Here is a 19,880-nt window from a genome sequence, read left to right as displayed (position 1 = left end):
CCCGGTGGGCGGTGGATCAGGCGGCCGGGCGCCATTCCAGCACGGCGTCAGCCGGCCGGACCGCCTCGCGGTCGCGGCCTGCCGACAGGCGTACGCCGCGGGTCCGCGTCAGTGGCCCGCGCCGAGCCGGCCGGCGAGTCTGGCGCGTATCTCGGCGCTGGGCGCGTTCAGGCCGACGACGGTGACCTTCTTGCCCAGCCGGCCGTACTTGGCCTCGATCGCGTCCAGCGCCGCGACCGAGGAGGCGTCCCAGATGTGCGCGCCGGTGAGGTCGATGACGATGTCGTCCGGGTCGTCCCTGTAGGCGAACCGCGAGACCAGGTCGTTGGAGGAGGCGAAGAACAGCTCTCCGGTGACCGCGTAGACGACCTGCTTGCCGTCGGGGTCGACCACGGCCGAGACGTGGGCGAGGCGGGCGACGCGCTTGGCGAAGACCACCATGGCGGTGACCGAGCCGAGCACCACACCGATGGCCAGGTTGTGGGTGGCGACCACGGCGGCGACCGTCACGACCATGACTGTGGTCTCACCGGCGGGCATGTGCTTGAGGGTGGCCGGCCGGACGGAGTGCCAGTCGAACGTGGCGACCGACACCATGACCATCACCGCGACGAGCGCGGCCATGGGGATGTCGGAGACGACCGGTCCGAAGACGATGCACAGGACCATCAGGAGCGCACCGGCGAGGAAGGTGGACAGCCGGGTGCGGGCGCCGGACACCTTCACGTTGATCATCGTCTGTCCGATCATGGCGCAGCCGCCCATCCCGCCGAAGAAGCCGGTGACGATGTTGGCGACGCCCTGGCCGATGGACTCGCGGGTCTTGTCGGAACGGGTGTCGGTGATGTCGTCGACGAGCTTGGCGGTCATCAGCGACTCCATCAGCCCGACCAGCGCGAAGGCGAACGCGTACGGGGCGATGACGGTCAGGGTGTCCATCGTGAACGGCACGTCCGGCAGGCCCGGCACCGGCAGCGAGGACGGCAGATCGCCCTTGTCGCCCACCGTGGGCACGGCGATGCCGGCGGCGACGGTGATGACGGTCAGGACGACGATGGAGACCAACGGGGCGGGAACGGCCCTGGTGATCCTCGGGAACAGCACCATGAGCGCCAGACCGCCGGCCAGCAGCGGATAGACGGCCCAGGGCACGTCGTGCAGCTCGGGGACCTGCGCCATGAAGATCAGAACGGCCAGGGAGTTGACGAAGCCGACCATGACGGAGCGGGGGACGAAGCGCATCAGCTTCGCGACGCCCAGCGCGCCGAGGACGATCTGGATGAGACCGCCGAGGACGACGGCGGCGACGAGGTACCCGAATCCGTACTGGTGGTTGAGCGGGGCGATCACCAGCGCGATGGCGCCCGTCGCAGCCGAGATCATCGCCTTGCGGCCACCGACGACGGAGATCACCACGGCCATGGTGAACGAGGCGAACAGGCCGACGGCCGGGTCGACCCCGGCGATGATCGAGAAGGAGATCGCCTCGGGGATCAGCGCGAGCGCGACGACCAGGCCGGCCAGCACCTCGGTACGGAAGACCTTCGGGGAGGCGAGCCAGTCGGGCCTTCCCGGGTTCCCCGGGAAACGGGCGCGCGTCGTGGGGACTGCGGACAGCGGTGAGGACATCCAACCGTTTCTGTTCGGGCACGCGCATCCACCGGCTGGATGCGCGTGCGTCGTACCGGGCTCCGTGCGGGGCGCGATCCCCGACGGCCCGCCTCGGCAGGGGCCCTGTCGGAGCACAGCCCGGCCTCCCCGCCTGCGGCGTAGGGGGCCCGGGCTGCGGGTCGGGCGTCGTGCCCGGAAGTGTTCGGGAGCCGGTCGGGCCGGCTGGGATTCCGGACGGCAAAAGGGATCGCCGAACCGCCTGCGGCGTACGGAACCCGGGACGATTCTACCGGCGGGCGCGACGGCCTCCGCCGCGTCAGCGGGGCGGTGCCAGGCGGTCGACCAGCGTGTGCCAGCCCGCCTCCAGGCGGTCGAGCGGCATTCCCCGTCCGGTGACCAGGTGGTGGACCAGGGCGGTGTCGAGGTAGCCGAGCAGCGTGTGCGCGATCAGTTCGGCGTCACCGGCCGCGCCCGTCGCGCGCAGCAGCATCATGACGTGGGTCAGGCGCAGCCGTGCCGCCGGCACGCTGTACGGGCGGACCGGGTCCGTCCGGGCGGCCAGGATCACCTCGTGGTGGTCGCGTTCGTGGCGCAGCACGGCCGGTCCGAAGGCGTGCAGGCGCTCGTCGGCCGGGGCGTCCGGACCGAGCGGCGGCGGGCCGGACAGGAAGGCGGCCTGGAGCTGCCGCTCGCGGTGGTCGAGCAGGGCCAGGAACAGACCGGCCCGGTCGCCGAACCGCCGGAAGACGGTGCCCTTGCCGACTCCGGCCGCGGCGGCCAGCGCCTCCATGGTCAGGTTCGCCGCCCCGCACTCGGCGACCAGTCCCGAGGCGGCCTCCAGGAGCCGCGTGCGGTTTCGGGCCGCGTCCGCCCGCAGGGCCGGCGGTCCGCCGGCCGGACCGAGGGCGGGATCCGTCGCGCCCGTCACGCCGTCGGCGTCGGGCGGAAGGAGGGGCAGGGACGGGAGGCGGCCGTTCATGCCTCCAGCGTAGCCCGGAAAGCCGAGAAGTGGACCGCGGTCCGGTTAACTGGTACAACAGTAACCGGACCTCGGTCCGGTTTACTCTCCCCAGCGCCTTCAGGAGTTCCCATGTCCGTTCGCATCCTCGCCCTGGTCGGCAGCCTCCGTGCCGGCTCGCACAACCGTCAGCTCGCCGAGGCGGCCGTCAAGCACGCTCCCGAGGGGGTCGACATCGAGATCTTCGAGGGGCTCGCGGACGTGCCCTTCTACAACGAGGACATCGACGTCGAGGGCGCCGTACCGGCCGCCGCCGCGCTGCTGCGCGAGGCCGCCGGCCGCGCCGACGCGCTCCTGCTGTTCTCGCCCGAGTACAACGGCACCATGCCGGCCGTCCTGAAGAACGCGATCGACTGGCTGTCCCGCCCGTACGGCGCCGGGGCCATCTCCGGCCGTCCGGTCGCCGTCGTCGGCACCGCGTTCGGCCAGTACGGCGGTGTCTGGGCGCAGGACGAGGCCCGCAAGGCCGCCGGTATCGCGGGTGCCGCGGTGCTGGAGGACGTCAAGCTGTCCATCCCCGGTTCCGTGACGCGCTTCGCCGCGACGCACCCGGCCGACGACGCCGAGGTGGTGGCCTCCCTGACCGAGGTCATCCAGCAGGTGACCGCCCAGGCCGCTCCCGCCGCGGCCTGACGCCCACGACCCGGCGGCACAGCGGTGCTCGTACCGCGCGTGCCGCCGGGTCGGCGCCTCGCCCCGCATTGGCCGCAGGGCGCGCGAACAAGGCCCGCGGCGCCGACACGGCGCGCAGCGACGAGTTGCCTCGCGGAGTATGGGTGCGGGCCATGGGGCCGGACGACCCGGCGCCGGCGCCGCCCTCCATCGAGTCAGCCGCCCCACCGTTACCCGGGCGGTGCACGAAATCCGGCCGTTGCTGGCGGGGCGTGCGTAGCGCGTGACCGGCGGTTGTTCTCGGCCGCGCGTCTCTTCGGCATCCGGCAGGATGGATGACGTCAGGTGTGGCCGAAAACAGATCGGTCCGGGCGTGGACGTCGATGCGGCCCTCTGGTCCGCTCCGCCCGGCCGAGCGGCGCCCGGCAGTGGTGCTGCCGGGCGCCGCGGTGGATCGCAAGAGGAGGGCTGTCCGGTGGCCGGGGCCTATCCGCGCAGGGGGTCCGTTCGGGAGGCGGGCACCAGGTCCCACCACCAGGAGATCGACGCGATGTCCAGCGGGTCGGTGCTGTCGTCGGTCGGCCTGTCGGTGAACGCGCTGGGGAGCAGGGCCGGGTCGTCGGGCGTGGTGTAGCGCAGGGAGCTGATGCTCCAGTCCTGGGTGGCCCGGATGAAGGAGGAGAGGCCACGCAGGTACTGCCGCATCTGCGGGCTTCCCTCGTCCTCCAGCTTCGCGCGCAGGCTCAGGAACAGGCACATGACGCGGTCGCGCTGGGCGACGGCCATGGTGAGGGCCGCTTCCGGGTTCAGGTCGTACTCGTGCATCAGCACGCGGACGACGTTCAGGTAGTAGCCCGTCCCGCGGCTCTCCTTGTGGTGCGAGTAGATGTCGTTGTCCCACGTCGTGATGAACGAGGTCATCTCGGCGGCGGCCCGCAGCGCCCTGCTGTCCCGCTCGTGCGGCTGGAGTTCGAATCCCTGGCCCATCTCCAGGAACGGCTGCACGACGGAGGTAGCGCCGTCGTAGAGGCGCATCAGCGCGTAGTCGTTCAAGGTGGGCACCCGGTTCGCGGCGCGCTGCTCCGCCTCCCAGACCACGGCGAAGAAGTATTCGCGCAGGGTGTCCACCCACCGTCCGGCCTGCAGGGCGGTTCCCCAGCGCGACACCCGCAGCGTCAGGTCGCGCAGGCCTTCAGCCAGGGGATCGTCGGTGAGCATGGGTGCCTGGGGGGTCTGCGCTATGCGCAGGAGGCGGTGGAGCGCTGCCGCCAGCTCGTAGGGCTTGTCGGCCAGGTCGCCTTCCTCGCAGTAGCCGTCGTCCACGGCGAACAGCCATATGACGAAGTCGGAGAGCAGGGCGACGACTTCCTCCTCGCCCTCGGGAAGGATCCGCGAGGCGAAGACGCCGATGTCCTGGGTGACGAGCCGGCTGCGCCATTCCTGTGACCCGAGGTTGAACTGATCGGCCCAGACGGCGGTCCGTGCGTCGATGGCGGCGTGGCTCGGGTGGACGGCGGACGGGATGGGTGCGTACGTCGGCGGAATCGCCAGGGGTGAGGTCACCGTGCTGCCCTTTCAGCTCATCAGTACGCGAGCACGGCGCGTGCACACGAATCATGGCCGGAATCTCACGTTAAGTAATCAACACGCATGGTACTGATGCTGAGTCAGCCCTCCAAGGGGGCCGCTGTGGCAGGAGGTCACACCAGAGGCGGACGGACAAGGCCCGCCAGTCTTCCCCTTGTTCACCCACGAGCACGGTCCGAACGATGCACCCGGTGACCGAGGGCATCAGGCACACCAATGGCCTTGTCGCAAGTGACCTTCGTCCTCAACGAGCCCAACGCCTGGGAGCGGCCCGGCAGGCCGCAGCCGCGAGGGCAGACACCGAGGGCGCCGGACCGAAGATCGCGCTTCGCACATTGTTCACCCGGTACCGCATCTCACTCTGGCTGCAGAGCTGCCCACCGTCGGCCAGCTGCAAGAACTGCGGGCGATCACGGGGGCGTACGCGGGAGACATCGATGCGCTGTACGCCCTGAAGAAGCCCCACGAGCCGCCGACCAGGTGGGACGGCTGAACCGTCCGATATCCAGGGGCCGATGAAGGAAATTCGGGCGGTCGGTCTTTCCGGAAGAGGCGGCATTCAGGTTCATGCGTCAACGTAACCCAGAAATCCTCAAGCGTCGAGGATATGACCTGCGGGTTGATGACGGCCGACGTGGTCGTTTTCCTCGGAGAGAAAACACATCCAGCCCCTGGAGCCACATCATTCACATCCCAGCAGGTCAGCCGGATACCACAAGGCTCCACCGTCAACTTCCAGCACACAAGCATTCGGCAAGCAAGCGGTGGACCCGGACTGACCTGAATACGCGGCATGACAAGTGAATAGCGGAGGGACTCATTTCGTACTATCGCGCTGGCACTTGCCAGAACTACGGTCGCTTCGACCCCGCACATTGACTGGAGAACTGCAGCAATGTGCGTCCGCATCGACCATTTGGGGTACCACTCGTGCGCAGTCTCAGACAGGCACTTCTACCGCTGGCCACTGCCGTCATGCTGGCATTGGTCGGGGCGGGCCCCGCCGTGGCGGGCCCCGCCGCCCCTGCCGAGCCGGGCTCCGCCGCCGTCCCGGCCGGCAACGCGACCACCGCCGCCACTCCGCGGCTCGCCGGCGGTGCGCCGGTCGACTCGGCGGCCACCGCCGCCGCGCTGGCCCGCTACTGGACGCCCGAGCGGATGAGCAAAGCCATCTCCCTCGACCGGATAGCCGGGTCCCCGCGCGCCGCCCAGAGCAAGGCCGGCCCCACCGGGAAGCCCGGATCGACACCGCCCGCCCAGGGACGGTCGGACACAGTCCGGCCGCTGGTCACTGAATCCGCCGCGGTGGGCAAGGTGTTCTTCACGAATCCCAGCAACGGCCTCAACTACACCTGTTCGGCCAGTTCCCTCAACAGTGCCTCCAAGCAGATGCTGATCACCGCCGGACACTGTGTGCACGGGGGCAGCGGCGGCACCTGGATGACGAACTGGACCTATGTGCCGCGCTTCCGGTCCGGTGCCCGTCCCTTCGGCACCTACGCCGCCAAGCAGTTCCGCACCTTCAACAGCTGGATCAGCAGCAGTGACCTCGGCCGGGACGTGGCGATGGTGACCACCTGGCCGCTCAACGGCAACAAGGTCGTCAATGTCACCGGCGGTCACGGACTGAGCTGGAACTACTCGCGCACCCAGGCCATGACCGTCATGGGCTACCCGGGCAACCGCGACGGCGGCCAGATCCAGTGGGCATGCCAGGGCACCACGCGAGCGGTGGGCGACGGCCGTATCGAACTCCAGTGTGACTTCGGCGGCGGATCGAGTGGCGGGCCGTGGCTGCGGGAGTTCAACGACGCCAACGGCCTGGGGTACGTCAACGGAGCGATGAGCACCCTCGCCACGGGCGGCTGGAACCGCAGCTCGTACTTCGACGACGCCGTCAAGGCGATGTTCGACGCCCAGGGCAGCGTCACCTGACAACCTGACAGCCCGGCACCCCGGCACCCCGGCACCCCGGCATCCTGGCGAGGAGCAGTCCAATGCGTCGCAGTAGCTTGAGCCGATGGGGCATCGCCGCCGCCCTGCTCACCGGAGTTGTGGCGGTGGCCGCATGGCGTACCGCCACGGCCGCGCCGCCCCCCGAGCCGCAGCCGGACTCCGGGACCACCAGCAGCGAGGTGCGACAGAGCCCGGAGGAGGTACGGGACTACTGGACGCCGGAACGGACGAAGGATGCCCGGCCCGCCCCCATGCCGGAAGACGGCTGAGGACGGCAAGCGGGACCGGTCGGGCGGGCCCATGACGGGCGCAGGTGGTGCGGGCAGGACCCGCGCCCCCCGCGCCCGTTCGGCATGCCAGGGTATGTGGCCGGCAGTCAGGCGGGCATGCGCAGCACCGCTACCCCGGTGATCCGGTCCGCCGGCAGGTCGTCCAGGGCAGTGTCGGCGTCCTGGAAGTCGTACGGGGTCACCGTGGCCCGGGAGCCGGTGGCCGGCCGCCGCGGCGAAGAGGTCCCGTCCGTCCTGGCGGGTGTTGGCGGGGACGCTGCGACGCACGCTGCGTTCGCGGAAGAGATGCCGTTCGTAGTCCAACGGCGGGATACCGGTGAGGCGGATGCCCGGGATGCTCAGTGTCCCGCCGCTGTCGAGTGCCTCCAGGGCTACGGGGACGAGGTCGCCCGCCGGGGCGAAGAGGATCGCCGAGTCGAGCGGCTCCGGCGGCCGGGTGTGGGCGTCCCCGGCCGAGGCAGCGCCGAGTTCCGCTGGGCGGTGATGTGGGCGGAAGCTCCGAAGCCGTAGATGCCGACGCGCCGAAGGCCTCCACGCGCTCTTGCACCCTGCTCTGCGGTTGGGTCTCGGCGGGGATGCCGAAGACCAACCACCACAGGCCTTACTGCCCCCTGCGCACCGGCCCCGAACTACGTCGAGTCCGGCGCCGGTGCCGTCGGCGCGCTCGGCGCCGCAAGCGCCGTCACAGGTCGACCGTCACAGGTCGACCGTCGCGGCGCGCGCCCGCTGCCGGGCTTCGGTGCCGATGGGCCAGGCCCGCGGTTCCCGCTGTCGGCACGATCGGATCCGTCCGGCGCGTTTTCCGTGTGACCCGTCACCGTCTCCGGTGCTTCCGGCGAACCACCATGGGCCGGCGGTATACCGCGCGGCCGGGATTCCACCGCCTCGTGACCGGCGGCCGCCGGAAACCTGATGAAGTCACCCGGCACGCGTTCTCGGCCAAGTGACCTCCCGCCTACCGTCATTCGCGTACTCGGCGGCCAAACAATTGGTCGCCTAGGCGCCAGATGGGGGAAATCACATGGCTCCGCCATCCGAACTCCTCGACCTCAACAATGACACCGGGGTGTGCGGGCGAATTCTGGAACTCCTCGAGAGCGAGGGAGCACGATTCCGGCTGCTGCACCACGCACCGGAGGGCCGTACGGACGTCGCGAGCCGACTGCGCGGACACCCGTTGAACCAGGCTGCCAAATGCATTGTCGTCCGCGTGAAGATCACGAAGCGCAGCAGCCGGTACGTCCTGGCCGTCGTCCCCGGCGACCGGCTCGTGGACCTGGAGGGCATCCGGCGCCTCTACGGGGGCAAGGACGTCTCCTTCGCGCAGCGGGACACCGCCGAGGAGCTGGCGGGAGCGGTGTGCGGTTCGATCACGCCGTTCTCGTTCCACCCCGATCTCGAAGCGGTGGTGGATCCGGAACTGCTGCGGCAGGAGGAGATCTTCTTCAACGCGGCCCGGCTCGACCTTTCCGTCGCGCTGAATTCCGAGGATTACGTCTCGATCGCCCGGCCGCGTATCGAAGCGGTCGCCCTGAACGCTACCGATGCATTCGCTGATCACCGTCGATCACCGCTGAACTGGAGTGGAAACATGACGATTCTGGACACCACGACCACTTCCTCCGTCAAGCCCGCGGCCGTCCGGCCGCCGAACGCGTGGGGAAATGAGCCCGGCGAATTCCTGAAGGCTCTCAATTCGCCGTGGTACAAACTCGTGGCCGATCTTCAGGATCTGATCCACAGGACGACGGCCGAGTATGCGACGTCGCGCGGACTCAAGGCGCTCTACCTCCCGCTGACGGTCCGCACCATCACGTGCCCGACCGGCCTCGGCAGCGACTCCGAGCCCGTACCGGTCACGGTGAACGGGGTCGACACGTACCTGCCGGACTCCAACCAGTTCATGCTCGAGTACGGCATGCGCCTCGCCCCCGGCGGCTGCTACAACATCATGCCGTCGTTCCGCGGCGAGGAGCCGGACACGACGCACCTGAACCAGTACAGCCACAGCGAGGCGGAGATCCCCGGCGGCATAGACGAGCTGATCGACTACGTCGAGGGCTACGTCAAGGCGCTCGCCGGGGCCGCCCTCGAGGCGTACGGCGACCGCATCGCGGCCGCCGCCGGCGACACCTCGCACCTGAGCCGCATGGCCGAGTACAAGGGCCACTTCCCGCGGATCACCTTCGAGGAGGCCGTCTCCCTGCTGGAGGGCGAGGAGGGCTGCGTCCGTGACGAGGGCACCTGGCGCACGCTGACCCGCCGGGGCGAGCACAAACTGATGGAGATGGTCAACGAGTTCATGTGGGTCACGCACTTCGACCACCTCTCGGTGCCCTTCTACCAGGCCTTCGGAGACGAGGAGCAGCGCACCGCGGCCAACGCGGACCTGTTCTTCGGCATGGGCGAGGTCGTCGGCTCCGGTGAGCGCCACTCCGACGCCGAGCAGATCCGCAAGGCGCTGGTGATGCACCAGGTGCCCGAGCGCGACTACGCCTGGTACGCCGAGATGAAGCAGGAACTGCCCATGCGCACCTCAGGTTTCGGCATGGGTCTCGAGCGGTTCCTGATGTGGGTCCTCAACCACGACGACATCCGGGACATCCCGCTGGTGTCGCGGGTGGGCGAGGACAAGAAGTGGCCCGAGAGCGTCCACCGCCCGTGACCGCCGCTTCAGCTGTGTGAGCAGCGGGGCCCGCAGCGCGCCGACGCCGGCGGGCCCCGTCCGCACGCCTACCGAGGACCGTGTCATGGGCGTCTACCTGAACCGCAACTTCCTTCTGTCCTACGTCGCGTCGTTCGTCTCGCTGTTCGGCTCGAAGCTGCTGATGATCTCGTACGTGGCGTTCGTCTACGGCGAGACCGGCAGCGCCACGCTCGCGTCGGCCGTCTTCGCGGCCGACTGGATCGCGAACCTGTTCGTCGGCCTGCTCGCCACCCGGTACATCGACCGTGCCGACGCGCGCAGGCTCCTCGTGCTGCTGAACGTGGTGGCCGCCGCCGTCACCCTGCTGTTCCTGACCGCGCTGTCGCCCCGGATGTTCCCGCTCGCAATCGGCGTGGTCTTCGCCCGCGCCCTGCTGGGCAGCGCGGTGAACGCGGCCCGGGTCAAGGCGCTGGTGCAGTTCTTCGACGAGGAGCAGACCGACACCTATTCGACGGTCTTCAACTCCAGTCTCTTCCTGGCCATCGCCGCGGCCGGAGCGGTGGGCAGCTTCATCCTCCGCTTCGTCGATCTGCGGACGGTCGTGCTCCTGGACGTGGCGACGTTCCTGCTGTCGGCCGCGCTGTTCGCGCTGGTGCGGCCCAACCGGCCGCGCATCGAGGCGGCACAGCGGGAGAGCGCCGGAGTCAGGGAGAACGTCGTCGCCAACCTGCGCTCGGCCGCCGTCCTCGTCGCCCGCAGCCCCGTGATCTCCTCCGCCTTCTTCTACATCGTTCTCGCGGTCACCGCGCTCCAGGCGACGTACGAGGTGCTGATCACCGCGGTGCCCGAACTCTGGTTCGGCATGGGCCCGTCCGGTATGGCGGTCTTCTTCACCGCCGAGTGGCTCGCGGTGTTCGCGGGCGTCTTCGTCTACCAGTACCTGAGCCGGCGCGGGATGGTGCCGGAGCGCCTCCAGGCGCGTCTCACCGTGGCCCTCGTCGGCTTCGCGGCCGTCATGTACGCGGTGCTGCCACTGGCGCGGGGCGGCCTCGGGCCTGCGCTCGCGGTGTTCGTGCTGCTGGTCTTCGCCGGTGAGGTCGTCTGGGCCCACCAGTACAAGCGGCTGATCGCCCACTCCCCCGACAGCCGGGTGTCCTCGGTGGTCGGGCTGCTGACGGCGGTCTACTACAGCCTCATGGCGCTGGCCGGCTTCGCCTTCTCGCTCGGCATGGACACCATCGGTGTCGAATGGGCCATCGGCATCGACGTGGCCGTGATCGTGCTGCTCGTCGCGGGCTGGGAGTACGCCGCCCTGCGCCGCCGGCAGCGCACCGCCCCCGGCTCCCCGGAGCCCGGCTCTTCCCGCCCCGCGGGCACTCTGCCCGCTCGCCCGCTCGTATCGGTGACCGCCCCGGCCGTGGGGCGTCCCACGAAGGAGGAAACGGCATGACCGCCGCCGGCCCGGCTCCCGCGCACGCCGCCGCACCGCACACCGCCGTGTTCATCAGCACCCGGGGCCTCGAGGCGTTCGACCCCGCCCTGTTCGAGGACCCGGAGTCCGTACGGCTCGTCGGGATCTTCTCCGCGCCCGACGCCGCCCACCTCACCGACGAGTGGCGCGGCTGGTTCGACGAGGTCCATGTCGTGCCGACGGCGGAGGCCGACCCGTCGCCGCTCCTCACCCCGCAGATCGACGTGGACGCGGGGACCGAGATCGTCGCCGCGCTGCTGCGGGGCACGAGCCGGGACGGGCTGACCGTCCACACGTATCTGGAGCAGAACGTGCTGGGTGCGGCGGAGATCCGCGAGCGGCTCGGGCTCTCGGGGCCGTACCCCGCCGATGTGATCCCCTTCCTCGACAAGCTGGAGATGAAGCGGCGGGTGGCGGCGGCGGGCGTGCGCGCGCCGGCGTTCGGTTCCTGGGAGCCAAAGCGCCACCGGGCGGGCGTCCGCGCCCACTTCGACCACATCACCGGCCGGGTCGGGATGCCGTTCGTGCTCAAGCCGACCGACTCCGCGGGCTCCATCGGCGTCGTCACCGTGGAGAGCTACGACGACTTCGCGGCGCTTCCCGAGGACGGAGAGCTGGGACGGGCGTACGAGTACGAGGAGTTCATCGACGGCCGCATCTACAGCGTCAACATCATCTCGGCGGCGGGGAAGACCGTCTTCGGCGGTGTCACCGAGTACCTGGTGAACTCGGCGGACGTGGCCGGCGGCCGGGTCAACGCCGACATCAACCTGCTCGACGACGACCCGCGCGTGGCGCGCATGGTCGCCTTCGCCGGAGAGGCCCTGGACGCCCTGGGCAGGCCGGACGGCGCCTCGCATCTGGAGCTGTTCCTCACCGGGGACGACGAGCTGGTGTTCCTGGAGGTCGGTGCGCGCTTCAAGGGCATGTCGGGTCTGGCCGCGATGCAGCGCCACTACGGCGAGGCCCTGGTGAACGTCGCGTTCGGCATCGAGAGCGGTGTCCGCAGCCGCCGGTGGGAGGGCGAGCAGGTGTACTGCTTCGACGCGTGCATGCCGCTGCGCGCCGGAGTGGTCGGCGAGAGGCTGGAGCCGAAGATCGACAGTTCGTACGAGATGCGGTGGACGGTTCGCCCCGGCGACCGGGTCGACGGCACCTCGGACCTGGTGACGGTGGGCGGCACGTTCCTGGTGTGGAACCGTGACTTCGACGCACTGTACCGGGACTTCAGGCTGCTGGCCGAGTACCAGCCGTTCACCTACGCGTAGGGCTCGGTGCGCCCGGGGCCCGCCGTCCGGACCGGACGGCGGGCCTCTCCGGCTCCCCGGGGTGGTCAGTTCGGGGCGATCAGGCGGTCGACGGCGGCGGTGCCGGAGGTGTAGCCCGCCGCCACGGCTCCGGCCTGCACGGCGGGCCGGCCGCCTCCGTCGGCAGGGACGAGGCCCTGGGCGGCGGCGAGGGGCTGCTGGGCGAGGGCGAGCGGGCCGGCCTGCGCGAGCATCGGACGCACCGGCTCCGGCCGGGGCGCGGGCGCCTGGACGGGGGTCTGCTGTCCGTACAGCACCAGTTCCATCGCCGAGACGAGCCGCACCACATCGGGGTCGGGGCGCACGACGAGGCGTACGAACCGGCTGGAGCTGCCGAGCTTGTTGCCGCATTCGCGGACCAGGACGCCGTGTTCCGCGAGCAGCCGGTCCCGCAGGACCTGTCCGTCCGCGCCTTCGGGCAGGCGGACGTAGACGAAGTTGCCCTGGGACGGGTAGACGGTCAGGCCCGGCACCTGGGAGAGCCGCGAGATCATCTCCTGCCGGTCGCGGCACACCTGGCGCAGGCTCTGCTCGTACTCCTCGCGGTGCTCGGCCAGCATGAACACCACGGTCTCCGCCAAGGAGTTGAGGTTCCACTTCGGCAGGGCGTCCCGGACGCGCGTGGCGACGGCCGGGTTGGCCACCAGGTAGCCGAAGCGCACTCCGTGCAGGCCGAAGTTCTTGCCGAGGCTGCGCAGCACGATCACATTGGGCCGCAGCACGGCCTCGGCGGCGACGCTCGCCTCCTGGCCTCCCTCGGCGAATTCGAGGAACGACTCGTCGACGACGACCAGGTCCAGGTCCTGCAGCTGGTCGAGGAGGGACAGGACCTGCTGCTTGGACAGCATTCCGCCGTCGGGGTTGTTCGGGTTGCAGACGACGGCGGCGCGCGAGCCTCTGCTCCGGACGAACTGCACGAAGGAGGCGGGATCGAGGGCGAACCCGCGTGCCTCCGGCAGGAGCAGCATGTCGACACGCTTGCCGGTCTCCATCGGCTGGTCGGTCCAGCGGCCGAAGGTCGGTACGGGCACGGCCAGGGACTCACGCACCAGCAGGTGGTCGATCCACGTGATCAGTTCGGTGGAGCCGTTGCCCATGGCGACGGTCTGCGGGTTGAGGCCCAGCAGCCGGCAGAGCTCGCCGATGATGGTGTCGGCGCTGCTCGGGTAGTAGGTGAGGATCTCGCGCAGTCCCCGGCCGAGTTCGTCGAACATGGCGGGTGTGGGGAAGTACGGGTTGCAGGGGATGCAGAAGTCGAGGATCCCTTCGGCGCCGCCGCCCGCCCTGTTCAGGGAGAAGTAGGACGGGCTGTGCGCTGTGGACGCGCGGAACAGCGCGGTGACGTTGCTGCCGGCCAAGACGTGCCTCCCCTGCCTGTGGTCGGCCGCACGGATCGCACGGCCGCCCACAGGTACGTCCACCCCGGCCCCGGCGTTCAACTCCGGGCCTGCTGCGGGCCGTTTGCCGATGCGGGCTCACCCGGGGGCGCCGTCCCGGGTGCGGTCGGGCACGTCCGCGGGGACGGCGGCGGCCCGCGAGCTGCCGCCGGCCGCCACCGCCGACTGCCGCCGTCAGCTGCGCAGGCCAAGATGGCCACGGGAGCCGACCGAAATCCGGATGCGGTCCGGTCGGGACGTGCCGCACACTCCCCGGGTGATCGCCTTGCAGCCCGTCCTGGAGACGTACGCACCCGCCGGTTTCGACCTCTGGCCGGTGGCCGACTCCGAGCCGTACGGCTTCCTGCCGCTGAACGCTGCACTCGACTCGGCCCAGGTCGGTACGGCGGTGATGCGTATCGCCGCGTGCAACGACATCGATCCGGAGCACGACGACCGCCCGCCGCGCCCCGGCGACCCGCTCGGAAGCTTTCTGCACGGGCTGCTCACCATGGACCCCCTCTTCGCGCCGGGTGGCCTGCGCATCACCGACACCGCCGTCGGGGCCACCCTGGTACCGGGTTGCTGCAGCGGCCTCGAGGACTGGCGCGAATGGTTCGACGTCCTCGACGGTGACGGCGGCTCCGGCTGGCTCGGCCACGACCCGAGCCCGCTCGCCGAACGCGTCGGCGATGTCGTCCGGCTGACCGTCGACGCGGAGCGGGACGACAGTCCGGTGATCGACGTGTCCGTCACCGAACTGCGCCACCTGCTCGCGGGCGCCCAGCGCGATCTGGCCGACTTCCTCCAGCTGGCCGCCGATTGGGCAGCCGTCCGTCTCCCCGACCACGCCGTCCCCGTCACCGCCGCCCTGGCCCGTGCGGTGGACATGCCGATACGGCACCGTCGTGATCGACGCCGAAACCCACCAGGTCCTTGACCTGCTGCCCGAACGCGACCCCGCCACCCTCGCCCCAGGGCTCAGAGCCCATCCCACTACATTTCCACCGGACAGATATTGGCAGTGACTCGTGATCTGTATCTTGATTGAGAGTGAGGTCCGGTGATTTCCCTTACTGATTTGGTGGATCTAGCGCGGCGGTTTGAGAGCGACCTCTCCTTACCTGTCGACCTACTTCGCGTGGGGAATCGGAAAATCGATGTCGACGCCACCCCTGCCATCATGGGATGCGTCAACCTTTCTCAAGACTCGAAATATCGAGAGAGCATCGCGACCTCAACTGGGTCCGCTATCCGAAAAGGGTGCATTCTCGCGGCGCAAGGAGCCGATATCGTCGACATCGGCGCCGAGTCCAGCAATCCCCGTACTGTGCAGGTGACCGCACGCGAACAGATCTCCGCCTTGGTGCCAGTCGTGAAGGAACTTGCTGAGCAAGGTATCAGCGTTTCGATCGAGACCTACGAGCCTGCCGTCGCCCGTTCATGCCTGGAAGCGGGGGCGCTCCTCCTGAATTACTCCGGCGGGTTGGCGTCAGACGGTGACATATTTCGAATAGTGGCCGACCACCAGGCGACGATTATTCTGTGCCATGTCGAAGGCGAGAACTCTCGGGATGTGAGCGCAAAGGGTGTCGACGAAGACCCCATCCCTGAGATGCTTGAATATTTTAATAGGCGCGTGGAACACGCTCGCTCTATGGGAGTTGATCGAATCGTCATTGACCCTGGAATCGGCTTCTCTCATGAGGGGTCTGTCAGCGCCAATGTTCGCATTCATTATCAGGCCAGGACCCTCCTCAATACATTCCGATTGCGACGAATAGGTCTTCCAATTTGCCACGCCTTGCCGCATGCTTTCAGCCTCTTCGAGGATGAGTTCCGTTCCGCGGAAGGCTTCTTTACGGTGTTGGCACACCTTGGAGGAACAGGTATTTACCGCACTCACGAAGTGCCTAGGATCAGGGCGATACTGGCTGCTCTCCAGGCACTCGACCCTCAAACCCTTCGGTCTGGACAAGACCGAGTCGACCGCCCAGTGAATTCCTTCTGAGGTTGAAGTCGGGTTGTCGTCGGCGTGAGTGACAGCCCGGTTCTGATGAGGCAGCCCTCGACCAGCCCGACATGCTGTCCGGCGCTGGGTGTATCGGCCGGGAACCGCGGGTCCGAACATGTACCGCCGGCCGGGTAGGACGCACCGACGTGCACCGGGCCTCGATGTGTATCGCCTCGCCGTCCGCGTCGATGGACGCGACCGCGATTCCGAGCACCGGGTACGACGCTGACCGAAGAGACAGAAGCGCCCCCAACCAGGCTCCCCCGCCGTATCGTTGCGTCGTCGACGGCAGCTCGGGAAGGACACGTGTGTCAGACGCGTCAGATGTGCGGGACGAGTCGGAAGAGACCATGCTGGACTGCATCCCGCCCGACGGAGTCGCTCCCGCCAACGGCTACAGCCATGTGGTCGTAGGGGAAGGCCGGCTGGTCGTGATCTCCGGGCAGGTCGCGCTGGACGCGAAGGGACATGTGGTCGGCGAGGGCGACGCCGCTGCCCAGGCCCGCCAGGTCTTCGAGAACCTGCGGCGTTGCCTGGCGGCAGGTGGCGCCACGTTCGCGGACGTCGCCAAGCTCACCTACTACGTCACCGACATCGCCGTCCTGCCGGAGGTGCGTGCCGCCCGCGACGCCTGCATCGACACCGCGCGTCCGCCGGCCAGCACGGCAGTACAGGTGGCCGCGCTGTTCCGACCGGAACTGCTGCTCGAGGTGGAGGCCCTGGCGGTCATTCCCTGGTGACCCGGCAGGGCATTGCGACCTCGGAGAGTCGGCGCACCGGCCGGGGCCGGCCGAGGGGTCGCGCGGTCGAAGTGGACTGACAGATCCACATCGTGGTGCTTATGATGCCGGGGATGAAGAACTTCTCCTTGTACGGATTGGGGGAATCGTTCGCGCAAGGTGAGTGCTGATGGCACATCACTCCGCGAACGGGATTCCGACCCGCCTGTTGATGTGGCAGCGCGTGCGCGAGTACGCCGTGCCACTGTCCATGATCGAGACCGCGACCGCACGGCGTGCGGTCGGTGACTGGGCGGGGGCCTGCGCCGCCGCCCGGATCGATGTCGATCTCGATCTGCGCGCCGTGCGCGACCGCCACGGCACCGATCTCGTCGCCCGCCTCCGTGCAGATCTGCGTCGGCTGGCGCCGGATCTGCTCCGCTGGCACATGCCCCGGACCGCCCCGGACGGGCGGCTCCGGCCCGGCCTCACCATCTCCCTTGCGCGTTACGGAAGTTCCGGTGCCACACCGCTGCAGTTGGTGGTGCGGACGCCGCCGGCCCGGGCGGACGCCGGACAGCGGATGTCCCTGGCCCTGTGGGAGGAGTCCGGGAACGGTGCCCCAGGGCACCACCAGCACCCGCATCCCGACCGGCGTTTCCGGCTCGACCTGCACCGGCATCTGTGGGACGCCGGGCGAAGCGGCGAACTGGCGCGGCGGTGCGGTGCGGGCGGGGCACCGTCCATGGGTCCGCCCGACCGGCCCCACGCACCCGGCCGGCCTGGCCCGATGGGTCTGCTGTATCCGCCGGACCTGCCGGATCGGCCCGCTCGGCCCGCTCGGCCCACCGTCCACGACGACTCGTGGGCGTCGGCACGTTGGGCCGCCGAGGCGGAACTGCTGTTGCGGGCCGAGGGGCGCCCTCGCGGGGCCTTCACCGTGCGGCTCGGTGCGCGGAGCCGTGCCGTGCTCGAACTCGTCGCCCCCGACGACAGCCATGCCCCGACGTACCGGCCGCTGCGGGAGGCGCTGCCGCCCCAGGAGGTCGCGGTGCTTCCGGTGCTGCCGGAGGCCGCCGTCCGGGTCCTTCCGGACCTGGAGCTGCTGCGGGCCGGGCTGGTCACCGCCGACCGGCTGCATCCGCTCGTCGCCGCGGCATTGGCGGTGTCCGGCTCGGTGGCGGCGTACGGCTCGGCACCGGCGGCCGGCGCCGTCCCCGAGCCCGGCGATCCGCACCGGGTGGAATGCCGGGGCGAGGTCCACCGGATCGCGCTGCGGGACGGTGTGCTGACGGCGGTCGATCACGACGCTGCCCAACTGCGCCGGGAGGAGCTGCTGGTGGCGCTCGGCGGCCCGGCGCTGCCCTGCCTGCGGGCGATCGACGCGGTGCACCGCAACCCGGAGGCACTGCCCGCGGTCCGGGAGCGGCTCGGCCACGGTGACGTCGCCGGGGCGCTGGCCGTGGTCGAAGGGCTGCTCGGCCCCGGTGCTGTCCTGCGCGACGGGCCGCTCCGGGAGGAGCTGGAGTCGGCCGCGGCGCGCCGCATCGACCACGGGCTCTTCCGCTCGGGGCTGGTCGCCGTGCACCACGGTGCCGGTGGGGCAGGGGGCGGGAACGCCTCGGGCGTCGGGCACGCGGATACCGGCCACCGCCCCCGGCTCGACCGCCGTACGCCTCTCGCGATGCGTCGCAAGCGGAGCAGCCGGGCCCGGCCCCGCACCGGCCTGACCGGCTGACCGGCCGCCCCACCCCAAGTCCGTACTCGCACCGCGCCTTCCGCGCCGCACGCCCCACAACATCCCGGACGGGCCGTCCCGTTCCCTTATCCCACTTCAGGTGATGCCCATGACCTCCAGTACCCTCCTGCCCGCCCCGGTTCCGGCCGCCGGCACGCCCGCACCCACCCCCGCCGACGCATCCGCATCCGCATCCGGTCCCCAACTGGCCCTCGCCGAGGATCTCCTGACCCTTCTGCGGAGCACCACCACCGAGCCGCGCCCCGACGAGCAGCTCGAGGCGCTCACCCTGGCCGTCGCGGCCGACCTGCCGGTGCTGCTCTGGGGCGAGCCGGGCATCGGCAAGACCGCGGCCCTGACGCAGCTCGCCGCCTCCCTCGACCTGCCGCTGACGACCGTGATCGCCAGCGTCCACGAACCGTCCGACTTCTCCGGGCTGCCCGTCGTGGGCGACGACCCGGCGGTGCAGGGGGTGCCGATGGCGCCGCCGCAGTGGGCCGTGGAGCTCGTGCGGGCCGGGCGGGGGCTGCTCTTCCTGGACGAGCTCTCCACCGCCACCCCGGCCGTCCAGGCCGCGCTGCTCCGGGTCGTCCTGGAGCGGAGGGTCGGTGCGCTGCAACTGCCGCCGGGGGTGCGGATCGTCGCCGCCGCCAATCCGCGCGCGTCGGCGGCGGACGGGTGGGAGCTGAGCCCGCCGCTGGCCAATCGGTTCGTGCATCTGTACTGGGTGCACGACCGGGAGGTGGTGGTGCGCGGGCTGGGCGGCGTCTGGCCCCGGGCGGAGCTGCCCCGGCTGGTGCCGGAGCGGCTTTCGGAGGCGGTGGCTTTCGCCCGGCGCGCGGTCTGCGGCTTCCTGGAGGCACGGCCGACGCTGATCCACCGGCTGCCGAACACCGAGACGCGGCGCGGCGGTGCCTGGCCCTCGCCCCGGAGCTGGGAGGCTGCGTTGACCCTGCTGGCCTTCGGCACGGCGGCCTCCGTCTCCCGGGAGGTGCTGGCGCTGCTGGTGCGGGGTGCGGTGGGGGACGGGCCGGGGCTCGAACTCCTTGCCCATCTGGACCGGATGGACCTGCCGGACCCCGAGACGCTGCTGGCCGATCCCTCCTCCGCCGAGCTGCCGGTGCGGGGTGATCTGCGTCAGGCCGCGCTGGAGGCGGTCGTGGCCGCCGTCGGGGCGCGGCCGGAGCGGGAGCGGTGGGAGGCGGGGTGGGCGGTGCTGGTCCGGGCGCTGGAGACCGGCGCCCCGGACCTGCTGGTCGCCCCGGCATCGGCGCTGGCCTCGCTGCGGCGCGACGACTGGGAGGTGCCGGAGGCGGTGGAGCGGCTGGCCGGAGTGATCGGTCTCGCCCGGCGGGCGGACCGGTCGGTGGGGCGGGCCGCGGCGGCGGCCGACGCCGGGCGTCCGACGGGGTCGCGCCGATGACAGGGGCCGCGAAGCGTTGGCCGCGCCCGTTGCCGCGCCCGATGTCCCCGCCCGCGCCGCCGCGCCCGGTGCGGGCCACCGTGCCGGGGCCGCCGGCCGGCTCCGGCGGGC

The 19,880-nt window shown here is 70.4% G+C and carries 15 protein-coding genes; 11 read left to right on the top strand and 4 right to left on the bottom strand.

Going from position 1 to position 19,880, the window contains the following annotated elements:
* Positions 1-108: 108 nt before the first annotated feature.
* Together HW130_RS09520 and HW130_RS09515 are read right to left on the bottom strand one after the other, a co-directional pair.
* On the bottom strand, positions 109-1,629 hold the full coding sequence (locus HW130_RS09520) for a SulP family inorganic anion transporter (RefSeq protein ID WP_177149019.1): 1,521 nt from the start codon (positions 1,627-1,629) through the stop codon (positions 109-111).
* 298 nt (positions 1,630-1,927) lie between these two features.
* Positions 1,928-2,590 (bottom strand): TetR/AcrR family transcriptional regulator, encoded by a 663-nt coding sequence (locus tag HW130_RS09515; RefSeq protein WP_177149018.1) that lies wholly within the window; start codon positions 2,588-2,590, stop codon positions 1,928-1,930.
* 111 nt (positions 2,591-2,701) lie between these two features.
* On the opposite strand from HW130_RS09515, the gene HW130_RS09510 reads away from it, so the two are divergent.
* Complete coding sequence (locus tag HW130_RS09510) at positions 2,702-3,262, top strand: NAD(P)H-dependent oxidoreductase (RefSeq protein ID WP_177149017.1); 561 nt, start codon at positions 2,702-2,704, stop codon at positions 3,260-3,262.
* A gap of 465 nt (positions 3,263-3,727) precedes the next feature.
* Here the strand turns inward: HW130_RS09510 and HW130_RS09505 are convergent, their stop codons facing one another.
* Positions 3,728-4,804 (bottom strand): selina-4(15),7(11)-diene synthase, encoded by a 1,077-nt coding sequence (locus HW130_RS09505; RefSeq protein WP_177149016.1) that lies wholly within the window; start codon positions 4,802-4,804, stop codon positions 3,728-3,730.
* 999 nt (positions 4,805-5,803) lie between these two features.
* Between HW130_RS09505 and HW130_RS09500 the strand changes: the two genes are divergently transcribed.
* The 5 genes from HW130_RS09500 (at position 5,804) to HW130_RS09470 (ending at position 12,460) form a co-directional block, all read left to right on the top strand.
* Positions 5,804-6,763 (top strand): serine protease, encoded by a 960-nt coding sequence (locus HW130_RS09500; protein ID WP_177149015.1) that lies wholly within the window; start codon positions 5,804-5,806, stop codon positions 6,761-6,763.
* A 62-nt stretch (positions 6,764-6,825) separates the two neighbouring features.
* Positions 6,826-7,053 (top strand): hypothetical protein, encoded by a 228-nt coding sequence (locus HW130_RS09495; RefSeq protein WP_177149014.1) that lies wholly within the window; start codon positions 6,826-6,828, stop codon positions 7,051-7,053.
* 1,042 nt (positions 7,054-8,095) lie between these two features.
* Positions 8,096-9,739: an amino acid--tRNA ligase-related protein gene (locus HW130_RS36700; protein ID WP_218183328.1), complete on the top strand. Its 1,644-nt coding sequence runs from the start codon at positions 8,096-8,098 to the stop codon at positions 9,737-9,739.
* 85 nt (positions 9,740-9,824) lie between these two features.
* Positions 9,825-11,171, top strand: a complete 1,347-nt coding sequence (locus HW130_RS09475; RefSeq protein ID WP_177149013.1) for an MFS transporter — start codon at positions 9,825-9,827, stop codon at positions 11,169-11,171.
* A complete protein-coding gene (locus tag HW130_RS09470; protein WP_177149012.1) occupies positions 11,168-12,460 on the top strand; it encodes an acetyl-CoA carboxylase biotin carboxylase subunit family protein in 1,293 nt (430 codons plus the stop codon). The genes HW130_RS09475 and HW130_RS09470 overlap by 4 nt, the downstream gene beginning before the upstream one ends.
* Before the next feature lie 65 nt (positions 12,461-12,525).
* Here HW130_RS09470 and HW130_RS09465 read toward each other — a convergent pair whose 3' ends face one another.
* A complete protein-coding gene (locus HW130_RS09465; RefSeq protein ID WP_177149011.1) occupies positions 12,526-13,857 on the bottom strand; it encodes a histidinol-phosphate transaminase in 1,332 nt (443 codons plus the stop codon).
* Between the two features lie 295 nt (positions 13,858-14,152).
* Here HW130_RS09465 and HW130_RS09460 point away from each other — a divergent pair, with 295 nt between their 5' ends.
* From HW130_RS09460 to HW130_RS09440, 5 genes are all read left to right on the top strand, one after another.
* Positions 14,153-14,815 carry a hypothetical protein gene (locus tag HW130_RS09460; RefSeq protein ID WP_177149010.1) on the top strand — a complete coding sequence of 221 codons (663 nt, stop codon included), beginning with the start codon at positions 14,153-14,155 and terminating at the stop codon, positions 14,813-14,815.
* 123 nt (positions 14,816-14,938) lie between these two features.
* Complete coding sequence (locus HW130_RS09455) at positions 14,939-15,886, top strand: dihydropteroate synthase (protein ID WP_177149009.1); 948 nt, start codon at positions 14,939-14,941, stop codon at positions 15,884-15,886.
* Between the two features lie 353 nt (positions 15,887-16,239).
* A complete protein-coding gene (locus HW130_RS09450; RefSeq protein WP_177149217.1) occupies positions 16,240-16,629 on the top strand; it encodes a RidA family protein in 390 nt (129 codons plus the stop codon).
* Positions 16,630-16,798: 169 nt separating this feature from the next.
* Positions 16,799-18,346 carry a hypothetical protein gene (locus HW130_RS09445; RefSeq protein WP_177149008.1) on the top strand — a complete coding sequence of 516 codons (1,548 nt, stop codon included), beginning with the start codon at positions 16,799-16,801 and terminating at the stop codon, positions 18,344-18,346.
* Between the two features lie 109 nt (positions 18,347-18,455).
* Positions 18,456-19,769 (top strand): AAA family ATPase, encoded by a 1,314-nt coding sequence (locus HW130_RS09440; protein WP_177149007.1) that lies wholly within the window; start codon positions 18,456-18,458, stop codon positions 19,767-19,769.
* The last annotated feature ends 111 nt before the right edge of the window (positions 19,770-19,880 follow it).

It is taken from the genome of Streptomyces sp. PKU-EA00015, assembly GCF_013387495.1.
In the GTDB taxonomy this organism is placed as follows: Bacteria; Actinomycetota; Actinomycetes; order Streptomycetales; family Streptomycetaceae; genus Streptomyces.
The sequence above is the reverse complement of the archived record's forward strand: the minus strand, read 5'-3'. Positions and strand labels throughout refer to the sequence as shown.

What these genes read in the sequence shown, in the direction of transcription:
- HW130_RS09515 (WP_177149018.1), bottom strand. Translation starts at nt 2,590, where the DNA reads ATGAACGGCCGCCTCCCGTCCCTGCCCCTCCTTCCGCCCGACGCCGAC.
- HW130_RS09510 (WP_177149017.1), top strand. Translation starts at nt 2,702, where the DNA reads ATGTCCGTTCGCATCCTCGCCCTGGTCGGCAGCCTCCGTGCCGGCTCG.
- HW130_RS09495 (WP_177149014.1), top strand. Translation starts at nt 6,826, where the DNA reads ATGCGTCGCAGTAGCTTGAGCCGATGGGGCATCGCCGCCGCCCTGCTC.
- HW130_RS36700 (WP_218183328.1), top strand. Translation starts at nt 8,096, where the DNA reads ATGGCTCCGCCATCCGAACTCCTCGACCTCAACAATGACACCGGGGTG.
- HW130_RS09470 (WP_177149012.1), top strand. Translation starts at nt 11,168, where the DNA reads ATGACCGCCGCCGGCCCGGCTCCCGCGCACGCCGCCGCACCGCACACC.
- HW130_RS09445 (WP_177149008.1), top strand. Translation starts at nt 16,799, where the DNA reads ATGGCACATCACTCCGCGAACGGGATTCCGACCCGCCTGTTGATGTGG.
- HW130_RS09520 (WP_177149019.1), bottom strand. Translation starts at nt 1,629, where the DNA reads ATGTCCTCACCGCTGTCCGCAGTCCCCACGACGCGCGCCCGTTTCCCG.
- HW130_RS09500 (WP_177149015.1), top strand. Translation starts at nt 5,804, where the DNA reads ATGCTGGCATTGGTCGGGGCGGGCCCCGCCGTGGCGGGCCCCGCCGCC.
- HW130_RS09475 (WP_177149013.1), top strand. Translation starts at nt 9,825, where the DNA reads ATGGGCGTCTACCTGAACCGCAACTTCCTTCTGTCCTACGTCGCGTCG.
- HW130_RS09440 (WP_177149007.1), top strand. Translation starts at nt 18,456, where the DNA reads ATGACCTCCAGTACCCTCCTGCCCGCCCCGGTTCCGGCCGCCGGCACG.
- HW130_RS09450 (WP_177149217.1), top strand. Translation starts at nt 16,240, where the DNA reads ATGCTGGACTGCATCCCGCCCGACGGAGTCGCTCCCGCCAACGGCTAC.